At 35.0% G+C, this 18,308-nt stretch carries 13 protein-coding genes and 1 other RNA gene; 6 read left to right on the top strand and 8 right to left on the bottom strand.

Translation table 11 applies throughout. From position 1 onward, the window contains the following. Positions 1–538 precede the first annotated feature (538 nt). Positions 539–2,665, bottom strand: a complete 2,127-nt coding sequence (locus P700755_RS02345; protein WP_015023152.1) for a DUF349 domain-containing protein — start codon at positions 2,663–2,665, stop codon at positions 539–541. Between the two features lie 209 nt (positions 2,666–2,874). On the opposite strand from P700755_RS02345, the gene P700755_RS02340 reads away from it, so the two are divergent. After that, positions 2,875–5,304 (top strand): TonB-dependent receptor, encoded by a 2,430-nt coding sequence (locus P700755_RS02340; RefSeq protein WP_015023151.1) that lies wholly within the window; start codon positions 2,875–2,877, stop codon positions 5,302–5,304. Positions 5,305–5,887: 583 nt separating this feature from the next. Further along, positions 5,888–7,279 (top strand): class II fumarate hydratase, encoded by a 1,392-nt coding sequence (fumC, locus tag P700755_RS02330; RefSeq protein WP_015023149.1) that lies wholly within the window; start codon positions 5,888–5,890, stop codon positions 7,277–7,279. 52 nt (positions 7,280–7,331) lie between these two features. Here the strand turns inward: fumC and P700755_RS02325 are convergent, their stop codons facing one another. From P700755_RS02325 to prfB, 3 genes are all read right to left on the bottom strand, one after another. After that, positions 7,332–8,312: a PCIF1 family methyltransferase gene (locus P700755_RS02325; protein ID WP_015023148.1), complete on the bottom strand. Its 981-nt coding sequence runs from the start codon at positions 8,310–8,312 to the stop codon at positions 7,332–7,334. 62 nt (positions 8,313–8,374) lie between these two features. Beyond that, positions 8,375–8,716, bottom strand: coding sequence for an arsenate reductase (glutaredoxin) (gene arsC / locus P700755_RS02320; RefSeq protein WP_015023147.1), 342 nt, complete (start codon positions 8,714–8,716; stop codon positions 8,375–8,377). After that, positions 8,713–9,820, bottom strand: a protein-coding gene (gene prfB / locus P700755_RS02315; RefSeq protein ID WP_157609239.1) for a peptide chain release factor 2 whose coding sequence is annotated in 2 segments (ribosomal slippage) — positions 8,713–9,756 and positions 9,758–9,820 — 1,107 coding nt in all. Because the reading frame shifts where the segments join, the coding sequence is not laid out codon by codon here. Before prfB ends, arsC begins: the two co-directional genes overlap by 4 nt. Positions 9,821–9,901: 81 nt before the next feature. On the opposite strand from prfB, the gene P700755_RS02310 reads away from it, so the two are divergent. Beyond that, complete coding sequence (locus tag P700755_RS02310) at positions 9,902–10,921, top strand: threonine aldolase family protein (RefSeq protein WP_015023145.1); 1,020 nt, start codon at positions 9,902–9,904, stop codon at positions 10,919–10,921. A 272-nt stretch (positions 10,922–11,193) separates the two neighbouring features. Here the strand turns inward: P700755_RS02310 and fsa are convergent, their stop codons facing one another. The 3 genes from fsa to ffs form a co-directional block, all read right to left on the bottom strand. Then, positions 11,194–11,847, bottom strand: coding sequence for a fructose-6-phosphate aldolase (gene fsa, locus P700755_RS02305; RefSeq protein ID WP_015023144.1), 654 nt, complete (start codon positions 11,845–11,847; stop codon positions 11,194–11,196). Between the two features lie 23 nt (positions 11,848–11,870). Continuing rightward, positions 11,871–12,674: an SDR family oxidoreductase gene (locus P700755_RS02300; protein ID WP_015023143.1), complete on the bottom strand. Its 804-nt coding sequence runs from the start codon at positions 12,672–12,674 to the stop codon at positions 11,871–11,873. A 73-nt stretch (positions 12,675–12,747) separates the two neighbouring features. Beyond that, an RNA gene (gene ffs / locus P700755_RS18975) (signal recognition particle sRNA small type) lies at positions 12,748–12,845 on the bottom strand. An 87-nt stretch (positions 12,846–12,932) separates the two neighbouring features. Here ffs and P700755_RS02295 point away from each other — a divergent pair. Beyond that, positions 12,933–13,979: a glutaminyl-peptide cyclotransferase gene (locus tag P700755_RS02295; protein WP_041758580.1), complete on the top strand. Its 1,047-nt coding sequence runs from the start codon at positions 12,933–12,935 to the stop codon at positions 13,977–13,979. Positions 13,980–14,017: 38 nt separating this feature from the next. Then, a complete protein-coding gene (locus P700755_RS02290) occupies positions 14,018–15,568 on the top strand; it encodes a hypothetical protein (RefSeq protein WP_015023141.1) in 1,551 nt (516 codons plus the stop codon). Positions 15,569–15,625: 57 nt separating this feature from the next. Here P700755_RS02290 and P700755_RS02285 read toward each other — a convergent pair whose 3' ends face one another. After that, positions 15,626–16,909: a serine hydroxymethyltransferase gene (locus P700755_RS02285; protein WP_015023140.1), complete on the bottom strand. Its 1,284-nt coding sequence runs from the start codon at positions 16,907–16,909 to the stop codon at positions 15,626–15,628. A gap of 116 nt (positions 16,910–17,025) precedes the next feature. Between P700755_RS02285 and fahA the strand changes: the two genes are divergently transcribed. After that, entirely contained in the window at positions 17,026–18,306 is a 1,281-nt protein-coding gene (gene fahA / locus P700755_RS02280) for a fumarylacetoacetase (protein ID WP_015023139.1), read from the top strand. Positions 18,307–18,308 lie beyond the last annotated feature (2 nt).

Below are 18,308 nucleotides of genomic sequence, written 5' to 3'. Positions count from 1 at the left end.
TAACTTTGCTGAGCTACGTCCTAGTATAATTCAATTTATTTATTCGACATTATAAATATAATTTGGCTTAAGTAAATCAGTCAATTTTGAATTTTTTTTCTGATAATAGAAATGCTTCATTGCCTCGCAACAAATTATATAATTCTAGGATTTGGAAAGGTATCGTTCATCAGGATAAAAAAAATCGTAGAGTGCTACAGTTTTAAAGCCAAAAATCTTCTAGAATAACTAGCGCTATGAGCCCAGTTTTGTATCCAGAATTCAAACCTTTACACTGGTGATAGAAAATTGATCCTGAGTAACCCTTTAATTGAGCTTGTAAATTCTAAATACTTAGGTGATTTATGCCATAATTATGCTCTTCATAGCTAGCACGTCTTGATGGGTGATCTATATATTTCTTAGGAATCAAAAAGACAGATTAACAGGTTGAACACTAGTAATAGAACCTGCCTTTTCGACCCATTTTTTAAAAATAATCAGCTTGTTTCTCACAAAGCGGACAAGATAAATTTTAGCTTATCCGAAGGATTTTGCCTTACAAAGCTTTTATTTTTTGCAATTTAGTCTTCCACATCTCCAGATCTTCTTTCAGCTTGTCCATAGTGTTATAAACATCTTTTACTAAAGGGTTTTCTCGATCTGCATTGGAAAAAAACTGAAGATTATTTTCTAGTTGCTGGAGCTCAGATTTTGTTTCATCAATCTTTTTCCTTAAAAAAGTTTGTTCTTTGTAGATACTGTTGGAGTCATCAGTATTTTCAAGGTTTTGGAGTTTATTCTGATACTTCATCAATTCAGCATCCGTCTTACTTACATCTATTTTTTTGAAAATTTGATCTAAAGCCCTGTTGAATTTATTCTCTACATAGCGTTTTTGATTGGGCACCATTCCGATGTCATTCCATTTAGAAATATAAGATTTTACAAGCTTAATGTTTACCTCGTCATCATCGCTTAAGACTTCGTCTTTAAGTTTTGTGATAAGGTCTCTTTTTTCATTAAAAGCCTGTATTTCTCCATTGTTCTCATCGTTTTTATGCGTGTGGAATTTGTCGAAGTAATCGTTGCAAGCAGCTTTAAACTGTTTCCAAATCTTATCTGAGTCTTTTCTAGGCACATGACCTATGTCTTTCCAATCGTTTTGAATTTTTTTCATAAGTGGAGTAGTCACTTTAAAGTCCTCACTATTCTTATGATTTTCTGCAATCTCTATAAGTTTTTTCTTCTTTTCAAGATTATCGTATTGGTCTTTCTTAAGATCTTTATAGAAATCATTCTTCTTTTTATTGAATTCTCTGGTCACTTTTCTAAAAGCATCCCAAGTTTCATCCTGCTTAGATTTTGGAACGCTTCCAGCTTTAAAAAATAAATCTCTTAGTTGACCTACATTTTTGATTCGGTCCTGAGCATTCTTATGTTGGATGATCTCTTTTTCAGTCAGCTTTTCTATCTGTTGGATAATTTCTTTTTTAACCAACAGGTGTTCCTCGCGTTTTTGGTCTAACTCTTCAAAATGAGTTTGACGTTTTTCATGGATTAGTTTGGTAGCTTCACTAAATTTATCCCAAATTTCATCTCTGTATTCTCGTGCTACTGGACCTAATTCTTCTTTCCACATTTTGTGGAGCAATTGAAGTTCCCGAAAAGATCTGTTGACATCTTCTTCTTGTGATAGTTCTTCGGCCCGATTTATAATTTTGAGTTTTTGATCTAGATTATACTTAAAATCCATATCTCTAAACTCTCGGTCTAGATGTAAAAAATCATAAAATCTTTCTATGTGGTGGTGGTAATTATTCCATACAGTATTGTAGTCGTTTCTTGGAACTGACCCTGCATTTTTCCATCGCTCTTGTAATTCTTTAAATTGTTTGAAACTGGAAGTCATACTTTCCCCAGAGCCTATCATACTTTTAAGTTCCTCAATGATACCAAGTCTAGTTTTAAGATTGGTGTTGAGATTCTTTTTTAATTGAGAATAGTAATGATCTCTTTTTTCACGATAATCGAAATAAATAGTATTGAAGTTTTTCTTTACAGGTGAAGAATAATGGAAATCTATAATATTTCCACCTTCGGCTAGGAATTCTTCTTTTTTCTCTTCTATAACTTCATTGAATTTTTTATCAAATTCAATTTTAATATTACTTACATGATCTTTTATGGACTGTACTTTCTCTTTTTTAACAAGATTTTCAATCTCTAAAACCAACTCATCAAGAGACATCGCATGATAATCTTTCATTTCAATATCATGCCGTCTTGAAATATCAGCATCCTCACTATCTTCAGCATTGGCATCCTCTATGTCTTGCTCTTCAACTTTAGATTCTTTCTCCAAAGTTTCTTCTTCCTTTGGAGTAGACTTTTCTTCTTTATCTAAAGAGACGTCGGCATCCTCTATGTCCTGCACTTCAACTTTAGATTCTTTTTCCAAAGTTTCTTTTCCCTTAGGAGTAGACTTCTCTTCCTTACTATCTTTAGCATTGGCATCTTCTATGTCTTGCTCTTCAACTTTAGATTCTTTCTCCGAAGTTTCTTTCTCCTTAGGAGTAGACTTTTCTTCTTTATCTAAGAAAACATGGGCATCCTCAGAACTAAGTTCTTTAGATTCACCTTGGTTTTCTTCGTTTTGGTTTTTTGGATCTTCTTGTTCTGACATGTCTTTCAATGTTAAGGTTCTTAAATTCGTTGAAATATAACAACTAGTAGGTTACCTCACAAAAAAAATGAGTGAATTCAGTGATAAGACTTCATTCGTATACTAATTGCCTAATGTTAACTCTACTTTAACGGGCTTCAATTAAACCACCTTTTAATAAACTAGTCATAGTATTGAATTTAAATTAACTACTAGTGTTTAAAAAAATAATGAGCATACTGGCATTTTTTCCTATTATTGGATTTGCACAGGAGTATGAATTGACAGGAAAAGTAATTGATGCTTCAATGGATTTTCCATTGGAATACGCTTCAATTTCAGCTAAAAGTATTGAAGATGGGAGTATTGTTAATGGAGGAGTAACCAACAGAGAAGGTAGGCTTTCTATAAAGCTAGAAAAAGGGACTTACAATCTTGAGATTGAATATATTTCTTTTGAAATTAAAGTTTTTTCAAATTTTACTATAGATAAGGATACAAACCTTGGAATAATAAAATTGGGGATTAGGCCAGACAATCTTGATGAAGTGACCGTCGTCGCCGAAACCACTCAAGTAGAAGTGAGACTTGATAAAAAGATTTACACCGTAGGAAAAGATCTAACTACAGCAGGAGGAACTGTAAGTGATGCTTTAGGAAATGTCCCTTCTGTAACAGTAGATATTGATGGAGCTATCAGTTTAAGAGGTAATAATAATGTAAGAATTTTAATAAATGGTAAACCTTCTTCTGTTGCTGGATTTGGAGATCAAGATGTTTTTCAACAACTTCCTGCAGAAGCTATTGAATCTGTTGAGGTAATTACAAGCCCCTCTGCACGGTATGATGCCGAAGGTACTGCTGGAATCATAAATATTATTCTAAAAAGAGAAAAAACCCTTGGTTTTAACGGATCTATTCGAGGAACACTTGGGGATCCGAAAAATTCAGGTGCTTTTGTTGACTTAAATTTAAGAACTGAAAATTTCAATATTTTTACAAGCCTTGGATATACCGATAGGACTAGACCTGGTAACGCATTTTTTGACACTAAATATACAGGTATTTCTAATTTTGATAGGATTATAGAAGACCGGGAGTATGATAGAACTGGTCAAAATTTTAATGTTAATGCTGGGGTTGAGTATTTCATCGATGACATGTCCTCAGTTACCGCTAGTTTATTCACTAGGTTTGGTGATGATAGAGATATGACGACCAATACTAACAGACGATTTGTAAATGGAATTGAAAATAGTACTACGGCTAGAATTGAAGACGAATTAGAAGATGATAAGAGTTTTCAATACTCGATGAATTACGAAAAACGATTTGATAAAGAAAATCGTGATCATAAGTTAACAGCAGACCTTCAATACTCTAGTAGTAATGAGACAAAAAATGGAATCATCAATGAAAATCAAACCCTTCCCAGTGATTCATTAGTAGCTTTCCAAGATAACTTAGAAACTGAAAAACGGGATAGTTATCTCATACAGGCAGATTACGTAAAGCCTATGGGTGATGCTCAATTTGAAGTTGGATTTAGAGGAGATTATTCAGATCAAACTCAAGGATTTTTGGTTCAAAGGCAAAATCTCGAAACAGGTAATCTTGAAACAGATGAGTTTGTTTCAAGTGATTTTGATTTTCAGCAAAATATTACAGCCGTTTATTCACAGTATGGAAATAAATTTGAGCAATTTTCTTTTCTTCTTGGCTTGAGGTACGAGCATACTCAACTGAAGGGAACAACAACGCCGCTGGTTTCTGGAAATTCTGATAGAATTTTTGATTTCGATAAAAATTTTGGAGGATTTTTCCCAACCGTCAATTTGGTTTATGAATTAGGAGAAGATGAAAATGTTACTCTTGGATACAATAGACGTATCAATAGGCCAAGAAGCTGGTTTTTAAATCCATTTCCATCTCAGTCAAGTAGAATAAATGTATTTCAAGGTAATCCAGATTTAGACCCTTCTTTTGCTAATGCCTTTGATTTAGGTTATTTAAAACGTTGGGAGAAACTTACCCTCACAAGTTCAATTTATTTTCAAAGAGAAACTGATGCTTTTGAACGCGTTGAGAGAGATACAGGAAGGTTAACCGAAGAAGATGGTATTCCCATTATTGAAAACATACCCATTAACTTGGCTACTGAACAGCGTTATGGTGCTGAAGTTGGTGTATTGTATAATCCTACCAAGTGGTTAAGAACCAATTTGAGTTTTAATTACTTTAGATTCGAAAGTGAGGGATCTTTTGAGGGTATTGAATATGGTGCTACTAATGAAAGTTATTTTGGTAGATTTAGTTCTAACGTTGTTCTACCAGGTAAAATCCAATGGCAAACCAATGCCTTTTATAGAGGTCCTAGGGTAAATGCCCAAACTGAAACAGACCCTATAGCCTCTATTGATTTAGCCCTTAGTAAAGATTTTTTAAAAGATGATAATCTAACTATTTCTTTAAACGTTAGAGATTTATTTAATTCAAGAAAAAGAGATCAATTCACTATTACGGAAAATTTTACATCAAATAGTTCTTTCCAATGGAGGGTAAGACAAGTAACAGCTACTCTAGTTTATAGGTTTAATCAACAAAAGCGAGAACAAAACAGAAGAAGTAACAATGATGACGGAGACTTCGGTGGATCGTAGCTTTAGGCACCAAACAGAAAAAGCAGAATCGAAAGATTCTGCTTTTTCTTTATAAATAGTGTAATCTATTTGTTTTTGTTCTTTTTGCTTTCTTTAATTTCTTTCAAACGTTCGATTAGCGAGCCTCCAATCCAATAAGGAATGATAGCCGTTAGAAAAATCAATAACCAAAAGCCAATGGTTAGTATAAGTAAGAAAAGTAAAAAACCTAAATATTGATCAAATTCGAACATCAGAAAAAGTTTATTTTTACAAATATAAATAAACTTAAAATTACAAACCTATAAAAGATAAAAATAATTGCGTGGAAATAAAAAGTTACACCAAATTAAATTTATTGTATCGTATACATAAATTGAATTATACTACGACTTAGTTCCGCACAGGTTTTTTGATTGATTGAAATAAAAAATAATTAGCATAGCCTTAGTTACGGTCATTGTTTTTGATAAAAAGTAGGCGAAAAAAGCCTGTGCCGAATTCATATCGCTAAAACGATTTAGTGCGACATGATAGGTTTAATTTGGCATTAAACGTATCTAAAGCTATAATTTCTTAAATTTGAAAAATTAAAATCAATACAATGTCATATAGAATTGAGAAAGATACCATAGGAGAGGTAAAAGTTCCTGCAGACAAATTATGGGCTGCACAAACAGAACGTTCTAGGAATAATTTTAAGATAGGTCCCCCTGCCTCTATGCCCCTCGAAATAATCTACGGCTTTGCTTATTTGAAAAAAGCAGCTGCATATACCAATGCAGAACTCGGAGTTCTTGAAGTAGAAAAGCGAGATTGGATTGCTAAAGTTTGCGACGAAATTTTAGAGGGACAACACGATGACCAGTTTCCTTTGGTGATATGGCAAACGGGGTCTGGTACCCAAAGTAATATGAATGTGAATGAAGTGATTTCCAACAGGATTCATCAACTACAAGGTCATGAACTAGGCAAAGGTGATAAATTTGTATCCCCAAACGATGACGTTAATAAATCTCAATCGTCTAATGATACCTTCCCCACAGGAATGCATATTGCCGCCTACAAAAAAATTGTAGAAGTCACGATTCCTGGTATTGAACAACTGAGAGACCAGCTTCAGAAAAAGGCAGAGACTTTTAAAGGCATTGTGAAAATTGGAAGAACTCACTTTATGGATGCTACTCCCTTAACCTTAGGACAAGAATTCAGTGGCTATGTCTCCCAATTAAACCACGGTCTAAAGGCTTTAGAAAATACCCTGCCTCACCTACAGGAATTAGCTTTAGGAGGAACTGCAGTAGGAACTGGGCTTAATACACCAGAAGGCTACGCAGAAAAAGTAGCTCATTACATTGCAGAATTTACTAAGCTTCCTTTCGTTACTGCAGAAAATAAATTTGAAGCTTTAGCGGCTCATGATGCTTTAGTAGAAACTCATGGAGCTTTAAAACAATTAGCGGTTTCTTTAAATAAAATAGGTAATGATATAAGAATGTTGTCTTCTGGACCTAGAAGTGGAATAGGAGAGATTACAATTCCTGCTAATGAGCCAGGCTCATCAATTATGCCTGGTAAAGTAAACCCGACTCAGTGTGAAGCGCTCACCATGGTTTGTGCTCAAGTTATGGGAAATGATGTGGCTATTGGAGTAGGAGGAATGCAAGGTCAGTTTGAGCTTAACGTCTTTAAGCCAGTAATGGCATCCAATCTATTACAGTCTGCCCAATTAATTGGAGATGCGTGTGTGTCTTTTGAAGAAAATTGCGCTGCTGGAATTGAGCCTAATCAAGACCGCATCAATGAATTATTGAGAAATTCTTTGATGTTGGTGACAGCCTTAAATCCAAAGATAGGCTATTATAAAGCTGCGGAAATTGCCAATACAGCTCACGAAAATGGAACTACTTTAAAGGAAGAGGCTGTAAATCTAGGGTATACCACTGAAGAAGAATTCGATAAATGGGTAAGACCTGAAGACATGACAAATTCTTAAATGAATTTATGAACCCTACTTAAAAGCTGCCTCTTAAAAAAGGCAGCTTTTTTTATTTGGAATATCCCTCCAGGATTGCATCTGAAGAGAAGCCTTCTATATTTCCATACCTATGTATACAAACGTTGACCGGTAGTGGCTTTAAAACACCTTCCAAACCTTCATAATAATGAAGATCTTTTTTAAGAGTTATTGTTTCATCGGGTTTGTTCGAAGGAGTATGGCTTTGTGGAATAATAAGTAAAAAACTCAGATCCGTATAGGTTTTCAACCAAGAGGCTAAAATAGAGTCTACTTTTATCATAAGTTCTGAAGTAAAGGGGGGGTCTAAGCACCAGTGCCCAGGATTTTCAGGACTATTTAAATTGAAAAAGCTTCCACCGCTCCCAAAAATCTCATCGGTATTTTCAAAAAGACTATAAAATTGAGCTTTTGGTTTACCTAATAATCTAGCATTAAATGGGGAGGCAAAGCCTTCATTGCGGACGCCCCACTTATAAAATAAGTCGTAAACTTTCTGAGGAGGTCCTATATGTCGCGTTTCAGCATAAATAGATCCATATCGCAATGCAGATCTTAAGATTGCATTGGTAGCCGTAGCATCGTCAGTTTCAGAGTTTACAAAATGATAAGCTTTATCGATATACTGATTTCTTTTAAGTTCAAAATCATCTATACTTAAAGTGTCAGGAGAAGAACTAACTTCAGAAGGTATTTCGATGTCCTTAAAATGTTCATCGATTACTGTAGTGATAATCTCTAAGCAAGAACTGCACTCAGAATCATCAAGCGAAATATCAGCATAGCTAAACCCTGAAGATATATACTGCTGATCAATTTTTTGAAAAAGCTCTACTCCATGGACTTGATGATCTCCCAAGGTGTTCATAAGTGTATTTTCAAGACCTGCTTTAACATGTTGGAATTTAGCTTTTGAACCTAAAAAATTAGCTATTTCTTTAAGTATAAGTTGAGAAAGCTTCCAGTTTTGATATTCGTGTTGAACATTTTCTTGAGTGGTATAGTGATCCATGTATTTTAAATTTTAAAAATGGTAAATTATAAATATCCCATATACATCTATTATTACAAATCCTAAAGAATACCTTTAATATCTTCTGGAGGTCTTCCTATGATTGCTTTCTCTCCATTTATGACTATAGGTCGTTCTATAAGTTTGGGAAAGTCATGGAGAGCGTTAATAATTTCAGAATCGGAAAGATCCTTAGTCTTGAAGTTCTCTTTCCATATTTTTTCTTGTTTGCGAATCAGGTCTATGGGTTTAATGCCTAGTTTTTTAACGATACTTTTTAAGTCCTTTTGAGAAGGGATATCATCTAAGTATTTTATGATTTTGAAATCCTGTCCAGAATCTTCCAAGATAGATAGGCCTTCTCTAGATTTTTTGCAACGTGGATTGTGGTATATATTTATCATAAACTATCGGTTTCTTTTTTTTGTCCACTACTCATTAAATAGGATTTTAAAAATGAATCGATATGGCCATTCATGATGTCATCAACATTACCACTCTCAAAACCAGTCCTAACATCTTTGACAAGCTTGTAGGGATGCATCACATAATTGCGAATTTGTGAGCCCCATTCTATACTTTTCTTTTCAGATTCTATCTCAGATCTGGCTGCTTGTTGTTTTTTCAGTTCAATTTCATATAGCTGAGATTTCAACATTTGCATCGCTTTTTGCCTATTCTCTAACTGTGATCTTGTTTCTGAATTATGTATAACTATACCGCTGGGATAGTGTGTTAATATAGCTTTGGTTTCCACTTTATTAACGTTTTGCCCACCAGCACCCCCAGATCTAGCAAACTCCCATTTAATCTCTGAGGGATTGATGTCAATTTCAATGGTGTCATCTACAAGTGGGTACACATATACCGACGCAAAAGAAGTATGGCGTTTCGCATTACTATCGAAAGGAGAAATTCTAACCAATCTATGGACTCCATTTTCCCCTTTTAACCAACCAAAGGCATATTCTCCTTCAATTTCTAGAGTAACAGTTTTTATTCCTGCTACATCACCGCCTTGGTGGTTGAGTTCCCTTATTTTGAAGTTTCTGCGATCGGCCCACATGATATACATTCTCATGAGCATCTCTGCCCAGTCACAACTTTCTGTTCCACCAGCTCCAGCTGTGATCTGAAGGATTGCCGTTAAGGGGTCGCTTTCTTCAGAAAGCATATTTTTGAATTCTAAATCTTCAATTAACTCTAAAGCCTCGGCATATTTTTCTTTAATCTCGTCTTCAGAAACATCTCCCTCTTCAAAAAATTCAAATAAAACATTTAGGTCTTCTACCAGTTGTTTTGCAAAGTCGAAGCTTTTGACCCACTGCTTCTCATCATTGATGGCTTGCATTAGTTTTTGAGCTTCCTGAGGCTTGTCCCAAAAATTTGGAGCAAATGTCTTTTCTTCTTCGTTGGCAACTTTTATGCGTTTTGCATCTAAGTCAAAGATATTGGTTTAGAGAAATGATACGTTCGTTGATAGTTTTTATTGAGTCAGAATTGATCATGATTAAAATTTTGTCAAATTTAAAAATTATCTGAAGCGCCGTCATCCTAATTATGTTTATTTTCGAATAAAAAGTATAAGCATGAAAATCGATTTAAGAAGCGATACCGTTACTAGACCTACCCCTGAAATGCTCGACTATATGATGAAGGCTGAGGTTGGAGACGATGTTTATAAAGAAGATCCTTCTGTAAATAAGCTTGAATCTTATTTGGCAGATCTATTCGGGATGGATACAGCTTTGTATTTTCCAACAGGGTCCATGTCCAATCAGGCTGCTATCAAACTCCACACTCAACCTGGTGAGCAACTTATTTGTGATAAATGGGCTCATGTCTATAATTATGAAGGCGGAGGCGTTTCTTTCAATAGTGGAGTGTCCTGTAAACTCGTGGATGGAGATAAAGGTAAGATCACAGCTCAACTCGTTGAAGAAGCTATTAATCCACCAGATTTTTACCATAGCCCTTTAACCTCTTTGGTTTGTTTAGAAAACACAACTAACAAAGGTGGAGGTGCATGCTATGACCTAGAGACTATTAGATCTATAAAAGCGGTGTGTGATAAAAATGGATTGGGTCTTCACTTGGATGGTGCCCGATTATATAATGCCATTGTCGCCAATAACCACGATCCTAAAGACTTTGGCCATATGTTCGACAGCATCTCGTTATGTCTTTCCAAAGGTCTTGGAGCGCCCATGGGAACTGTGTTGATGGGAAATTCAGACCTTATGAAAAAGGCTATACGCGTTAGAAAAGTTTTGGGAGGTGGTATGAGGCAAGTAGGATACATGGCAGCAGCTGCTTATTATGCGTTACATCATCATGTGGATAGATTGAGCGTAGATCATCAAAGAGCCAAAGACATTGAAAAAGCCTTGTCTGAACATCCGTTAATAAAAGCGGTAGATCATGTAGAAACCAATATTGTCATTTTTTATCTTCAGCCTCATTTGGATGAAATCCAATTTATGAGAGATCTAGAGGAAAAAGGGATACGAATAAGCAATATGGGAAATGGAAAAATGCGACTAGTTACCCATTTAGATTACACCGAAGACCAACATGGCTTTTTTCTTGAAACCATTAAGGCTTTGTAAAACAAAAAAACTGTCTAAAATCCTAAAATTTTGTCATTCTGAATTTATTTCAGAATCTTAATTAATAAAAGTATTTTAGACAGTCTATTCAATAATAATAAATAATACCAAATTATATTTATAATGCCGTATGAATAAATTGAATTATTTTTTGATTGATTGAAATCAAAAATAACTAGCATAGCCTTAGCTACGATAATTATTTTTGATGAAAATCAGGCGAAAAAGAAACGATTTATTGCGTCATTATAGGTCTAATTTGGTATAAAGTACTAGTTGTTTTTATTGTAGTCTGCTAAGAATTTCTCTAGACCACTATCGGTTAATGGGTGTTTCAAAAGACCTTCAATAGAAGATAATGGACCTGTCATGACATCTGCACCAATTTTTGCGCAATCTATAATGTGCATGGTATGTCTTATTGATGCAGCAAGGATTTGAGTTTCGAACATGTAGTTGTCATAAATCAAACGGATTTCTTCAATTAAATTCAATCCATCTGTAGAGATATCATCCAAGCGACCAATAAAAGGAGAAACATAAGTAGCTCCAGCTTTTGCGGCTAGTAGAGCCTGGCCTACAGAAAAGACCAAGGTACAATTGGTACGTATCCCTTTTTCAGAAAAGTATTTAATGGCTTTTATGCCTTCTTTTATCATAGGAATCTTTACAACAATTTGGTCATGAAGCTTTGCTAGTGCCTCACCTTCTCTAACCATACCTTCAAAGTCTGTAGAAATCACTTCCGCACTCACATCACCATCTACAATTTCACAGATTTTGATATAGTGATTTTTGATATTTTCTTCTCCAGTAATACCTTCTTTCGCCATAAGCGTAGGATTGGTGGTGACGCCATCAAGAATACCTAAGTCTTGAGCTTCTTTAATCTGGTCAATATTTGCTGTGTCAATAAAAAATTTCATAAAAATACATTTTAGCTACAAATTTACAGTTTATAGTGCTTAAGTAAGAGATTTTCAAAAACTTTATCAGGAAGAATATGTTTTAAAAACACTGAAATTTTCTGCGTGAAATCTCCAACTTTATAATGAATCTTTGGATTGGACTTTTGCATGATGCCATATATGCTTTTAGCTATAAGGTTTGGATCTTTGCCTTCATCCACATGTGCATCCATAAGTTTCAAGCTTCGTTCGTAAACCTCTCTATAAGGAGAATTCTCTTTAATCGGGGCGTGGTATCTACTTGCAGCGATATTTGTAGCAAAATCTCCAGGGGCAACATTAGTCATTTTTATACCGAAAGCTTTTAATTCCATTCGATAAGCTTCTGTAGTTAACTCCAAAGCCCCCTTGGAAGCGGAATAGAATCCTCGAAAAGGCAAGCCCATATGTCCGGCAATTGAGGTGATATTGATTATGAATCCTGATTGTCTAGCCCTCATATGAGGTAAAACAGTATTTATGACTCTTATTGGTCCAAAATAATTGGTGTTGAATATTTTTTTTTGCTCTTCTTCTGGAATTTCTTCTAAAGGGCCCGAAATACCAACACCTGCATTATTGATGAGAAAGTCTATTTTTTTTTCTTTTGAAATAATACTACCAATGGCAGTTTGAGTACTTTCCAGATCGGTAATATCAAGTTTAAGAAAGTGAATCCCGTTTAATTCTGACTGCTTTGGGTTTCTACTGGTACCGTATACTTTGTAATTGAGTTTGGCTAAATATTCGCCTATAGATTTTCCAATTCCTGATGAAGCTCCGGTAATCAATACTACATTTTGCATTAAAATTTAATTTAGGCAAATATCTAACTTATAGTATTAATAAAAAAATGAGGGATAGTTTTGGAAATAAAAAAAAAGGCAAGCGACCTACATCACACCGCTCAACTATCTACCCTTGCTGCGTTCCCGCTCTGGGGGATTCGACAGGAGCTAGTTGTGTAGGACTTGCCAGTGGCAAATATACAATCTTATTTAATTGCAACAAGTCGTTTTCTCGTCAAATTTCCTATTTTTACTCCACAATTTAATTTAATTATGATGCGTATTTTTAATTCATTGGCAATCATATTTTTAGCCATAGTTTTCATGTCTTGCGATGAGGATTTATCGAAAGACTTCAAAATTATTCTTCAAAGCAACTCCAAATCCTTCACTAATTCGGATCTGCTTAACGGCAGTATAAAAGCTCTAAAAGATCATGAGGTAAGTTCAGTAGAGATTAAATTTCAAGATAAAATCATTTTAAATTCAAAGGGTCTTGAAGCTTTTTCAGTGGATCTTTCAGAATTTAAACTCGGAAACCATGATTTAAAAGTTAATTTGAAAGTAAATGGGGAAAAGGTTGAGATTTCAAAATCTATAAAACTTTTGAGCAGTATTTCACCTAAACTTTATACTTATGAAATCGTAAACACCTACCCTCACGATATCTCGGCATACACTCAGGGTTTAGAATTTCATGGAGATACTTTATATGAAAGTACAGGACAACGTGGAGAATCTTCACTGAGAAAAGTGGATTATAAAACTGGTGAGGTTTTGAATGAAATGGAGCTAGACCAGTTTTACTTTGGTGAAGGTTTGACTATTTTAAACAATAAAATTTACCAACTTACTTGGCAATCTCAGGAAGGTCTCGTATACGACTTACAGACAATGAAGTTGCTTAATAAATTTGCTTACACAGATAGTAAAGAAGGTTGGGGGCTATGTAATAATGAGAAAAAACTATTTAAAAGTGATGGGACCGATAAAATTTGGACGTTAAACTCTGAAACTCTTGAAGAGGAAGAATATATTCAACCTACTACGAACAAAATGATTCTTAACCAACTTAATGAATTGGAGTGGGTTGAAGGTAAAATCTATGCCAATACTTACCAGAAAGATGGTGTAGTGATTATAAATCCAGATCATGGTGGAGTCGAAGGTGTAATTGATTTTAGAGGGCTTCGTGATAACGTAAAACAGCATTCTAAGCTCGATGTTTTAAATGGTATTGCTTACCATAAGGCTTCCAAACGACTTTTCGTAACAGGGAAAAATTGGGATAAGCTTTTTGAAGTTAAAATTTTAGAGAAATAAAACATCACGCACAGCGTTATTCATTTTATATCATTTTTATGAAACAAATTTGCTTTATTCTAGTAGCGCTTGGTCTACTATCTATGACTTCATGTCGAGATGATTTTGAAACAGAGCCCAGTTTTGGTAGCTTGGAGTTTTCTAGAGATACTGTTTATCTAGACACTGTCTTTACCGATATAGGCTCTAGTACTTACAGTTTTAAAGTGTACAACAGGAGTAGCCAAGATATTAGTATTCCTAACGTTCAACTCAACCAAGGAGAAAGTTCAAACTTTAGACTTAATGTAGATGGTGTTGCAGGAAAGTCGATTTCAAATATCAATGTTTTGGCAAAAGATAGCATTTTTGTATTCGTTGAAGTAACGGCGGATATTCAAGATTTATCTCAAAATGAATTATCATTTTTATATTCAGATCAAATCAACTTCGACTCTGGAGTTAATTTACAGCAAGTCGAACTTGTTACTCTTGTTCAAGATGCTATTTTTTTATTTCCTGAACGCTTTGAAGATGGATCTTCAGAAACCTTAACTTTGGGCATAGATGAAGAAGGAGAAGCTATTCAAATTGATGGATTTATTTTGGATGCTGAACATCTTACCTTTACCAAGGAAAAACCATATGTTATCTATGGTTTCGCTGGAGTTCCTTCTGGAGAGACACTTACAATAGAAGCAGGTGCCAGAATCCACTTTCACACTAATAGTGGAATTATTGCAGCAAATAATGCTTCTGTACAGGCTATTGGGGGTCTAAGTTCTGATCCTGAATTACTAGAAAATGAAATTATTTTTGAAGGAGACCGCTTAGAACCAGAATATTCGAATATTCCAGGACAATGGGCCTCAATTTGGTTAACAGAAGGAAGTACAAACCATAACTTTGAACATGTGACTATTAAAAACTCTACAGTTGGAATTTTAATGGATTCCAATGATGGCTCAGCACAACCTACACTCACCATTAAAAATACACAAATTTATAATTCTGCAAACGTCGGTTTGTTAGCTAGAACTGGATTTATAGATGCAGAAAATTTGGTGATCAACAATAGTGGTCAAGCGTCTTTAAACTTGTCTCTTGGGGGACGTTATAATTTTCGTCACAGTACGTTTGCTAATTATTGGCAAAATAGTTTTCGCCAGTTTCCTTCAGTCTTGATAGAAAATAATCTTCAGTCAGGGGAAACCTTATTTATTTCAGATTTAATAGAAGCCAATTTTAGCAACTGCATTATTTATGGGAATGAATCTATTGAACTTCTGTTTAATAGAGTAGAAGACGCCGCGTTTAATTATAATTTTAAAAATTGCTTAGTTCGTTTTCGTGATTTTAATAACCAATTTTCTGAAAATGAATTATACGATTTTGATAATACTTCTCTATTTGAAAATATACTTTTGAACGAATCTCCACAATTTCTTGATGCTCAAAATAACCAGTTAATTATCGGAGAGGAATCTGCAGCCAATAACCTGGGAGGGCAAAGTACTGCCAACCAGGTTCCGTTTGATATTTTGGGCGTGGATAGAACTCAGAATCCTGATGTGGGTGCATATCAGAGTATTCAATTTGAAGAGCAATAAACAAGAAGAGCCACGGTATTAACGTGGCTCTTCTCACTTAGGTTTTTAATGTATTTGTTAGCTCTTTACTGCTTCAGTAAATAAAGGTCTATGGCTCATCATAGCGTGGACTTGTTCCTTTATTGACTCTAAATGTGACGTATTCTCATGATTAACGATAACATCATCTATAAGATCTACAATTTTAGACATCTCATTTTCCATCACACCTCTAGTGGTTATGGCAGGGGTACCAATTCTTATTCCTGAAGTAACAAATGGAGATTTATCGTCAAATGGGACCATGTTTTTGTTGACTGTTATACCAGCAGCGCCAAGAGCTTCTTCAGCTTGTTTGCCTGAAATATTTTTATTTCGGAGATCGATAAGCATCATGTGATTATCTGTTCCGCCCGAGATGATTTTATAATCTTTGTCCATAAATGCTTTTGCCATTGCCGAGGCATTTTTGATAACTTGTTTTTGGTAAGACACAAAATCTTCAGAAAGCGCTTCACCAAAAGCTATTGCTTTAGCAGCGATGATATGTATTAATGGACCACCTTGATTTCCAGGAAAAACTGAGCTATCTAGTAAACTAGACATTTTCTTTAAGTTTCCATTCTTAAATTTGAGACCAAATGGGTTTTCAAAATCTTTACCCATTAAAATAATACCACCTCTAGGGCCCCGAATAGTTTTATGAGTAGTTGATGTGATAATATGACAATGTTGTAGCGGGCTTTGTAAAAGTCCAGCAGCTATTAAACCAGATGGATGAGCCATATCTGCTAACAAAATAGCATCAACCTCATCGGCTATTTCCCTAAATATTTTATAATCGATTTCTCTAGAATACGCAGATGCACCTGCTATAATCATTTTTGGTTTTTCTTTATGAGCCATTTCTCTTACCATCTCATAATCGATAAGGCCAGTTTCTCTATCTACACCGTAAAATACAGGACTGTATAGCTTTCCAGAAAAGTTAACAGGAGAGCCATGGGTAAGGTGACCACCATGAGAAAGATCGAAACCAAGGATAGTATCTCCTGGATTTAAACAGATGGAAAAAACAGCAGTATTCGCCTGGGAACCAGAGTGTGGCTGAACATTAGCATACTTGGCACCAAATAACTTTTTAACACGCTCTCTAGCCAGATCTTCAACTTTATCTACGACTTCACATCCACCGTAATACCGTTTGCCTGGATAACCTTCAGCATATTTATTGGTGAGTACAGAACCAGCAGCATCCAATACATCTTGACTTGCAAAATTTTCACTTGCAATCAATTCTAAACCATTAGTTTGTCTGTTTTTTTCTTCAAGAATCAAGTCTGAAATCGCTTTGTCTTTCATTTTACATTTTAAAGTTAAATATGCTCCAAATTTAATTATTTGGAACGGTTAATTCGCATAAAATAATATATTTGAAGGAAGATTTAAGATTAATTTCAACATACTAAAATCATACTATGTCTTTAAAAGCTAATGATCCTTCTCGAAAAACTTGGTTGGATATCCCCGATAATACAGATTTCCCTATTCAGAATATTCCTTTTGGTGTTTTTCTTACCAGAGATGATATTATTACCATAGGAACACGCATTGGTGATTTTGCTATAGATCTAGGTGCTTTGCATCAACTTGGCTATTTTAAAGATATCCCATTGACAGATGATATTTTTTTGCAGGATACCTTAAATGATTTTATTGCAGATGGCAGAAAAACTTGGAGATCTGTCAGAAATCGAGTTGCAGAACTATTTGACGTTAATACTGATGAATTAAAGTCCAACGAAAAAGACAAAGAAACTGTCTTATTTACTTTGGATGAGATTGAAATGCAAATGCCTGTTCAGGTTGGAGATTATACAGACTTTTATTCCAGTAAGGAACATGCTACCAATGTAGGTAAGATGTTTAGAGATCCAGAAAATGCTTTACTGCCAAACTGGCTGCATGCGCCAATAGGTTATCATGGTAGGAGTTCGTCAATAGTGCCAAGTGGAATACCTATTCACAGGCCACAGGGCCAAAAATTACCTAAAGGATCTGATGAGCCTATCTTTGGGCCCACTAGACAATTAGACTTTGAATTAGAAATGGCATTTATTACGACCGATAGCAATCTTTTGGGAGAACCAATACCGGTAGAAGATGCTGAAAGCTATATTTTTGGAATGGTACTCTTCAACGATTGGAGTGCTAGAGATCTTCAAAAGTGGGAATATGTACCACTTGGACCATTTCTTGGCAAAAACTTTGGATGCTCAGTTTCACCATGGATTGTTACTTTAGATGCTTTAGAGCCTTTTAGAGTAGAGGGGCCTAAGCCTATCAAGAAACTATTACCGTATTTACAAACCACCGATAAGAAAAGTTTTGACATCAATCTCTCGGTATCAATTAAGCCAGAAAATACTGATGAAATGGTTATCACAAAATCTAATTTCAAATTTATGTATTGGAATATGAGCCAGCAGCTGGCTCACCATACAGTTAATGGATGTCCAGTAAATAGTGGCGATATGATGGCGAGTGGAACTATTTCTGGATCTACACCAGATTCTTATGGCTCTATGTTAGAGTTATCCTGGGGAGGCTCCAAAACAGTTAAATTAAATGGTGGTGAAGAACGCCGATATATTGAAGATAACGATACAGTAACCCTACGTGGATATTGCCAGAATCACGAAGTTAGAATTGGTTTTGGTGAAGTCTCAACTAAGATTTTACCAGTTTTCAAATTCTAGTT

The sequence above is a fragment of the Psychroflexus torquis ATCC 700755 genome (genome assembly GCF_000153485.2).
Lineage (GTDB): Bacteria > Bacteroidota > Bacteroidia > Flavobacteriales > Flavobacteriaceae > Psychroflexus > Psychroflexus torquis.
This window is presented reverse-complemented; position numbering and strand designations above follow the sequence as displayed.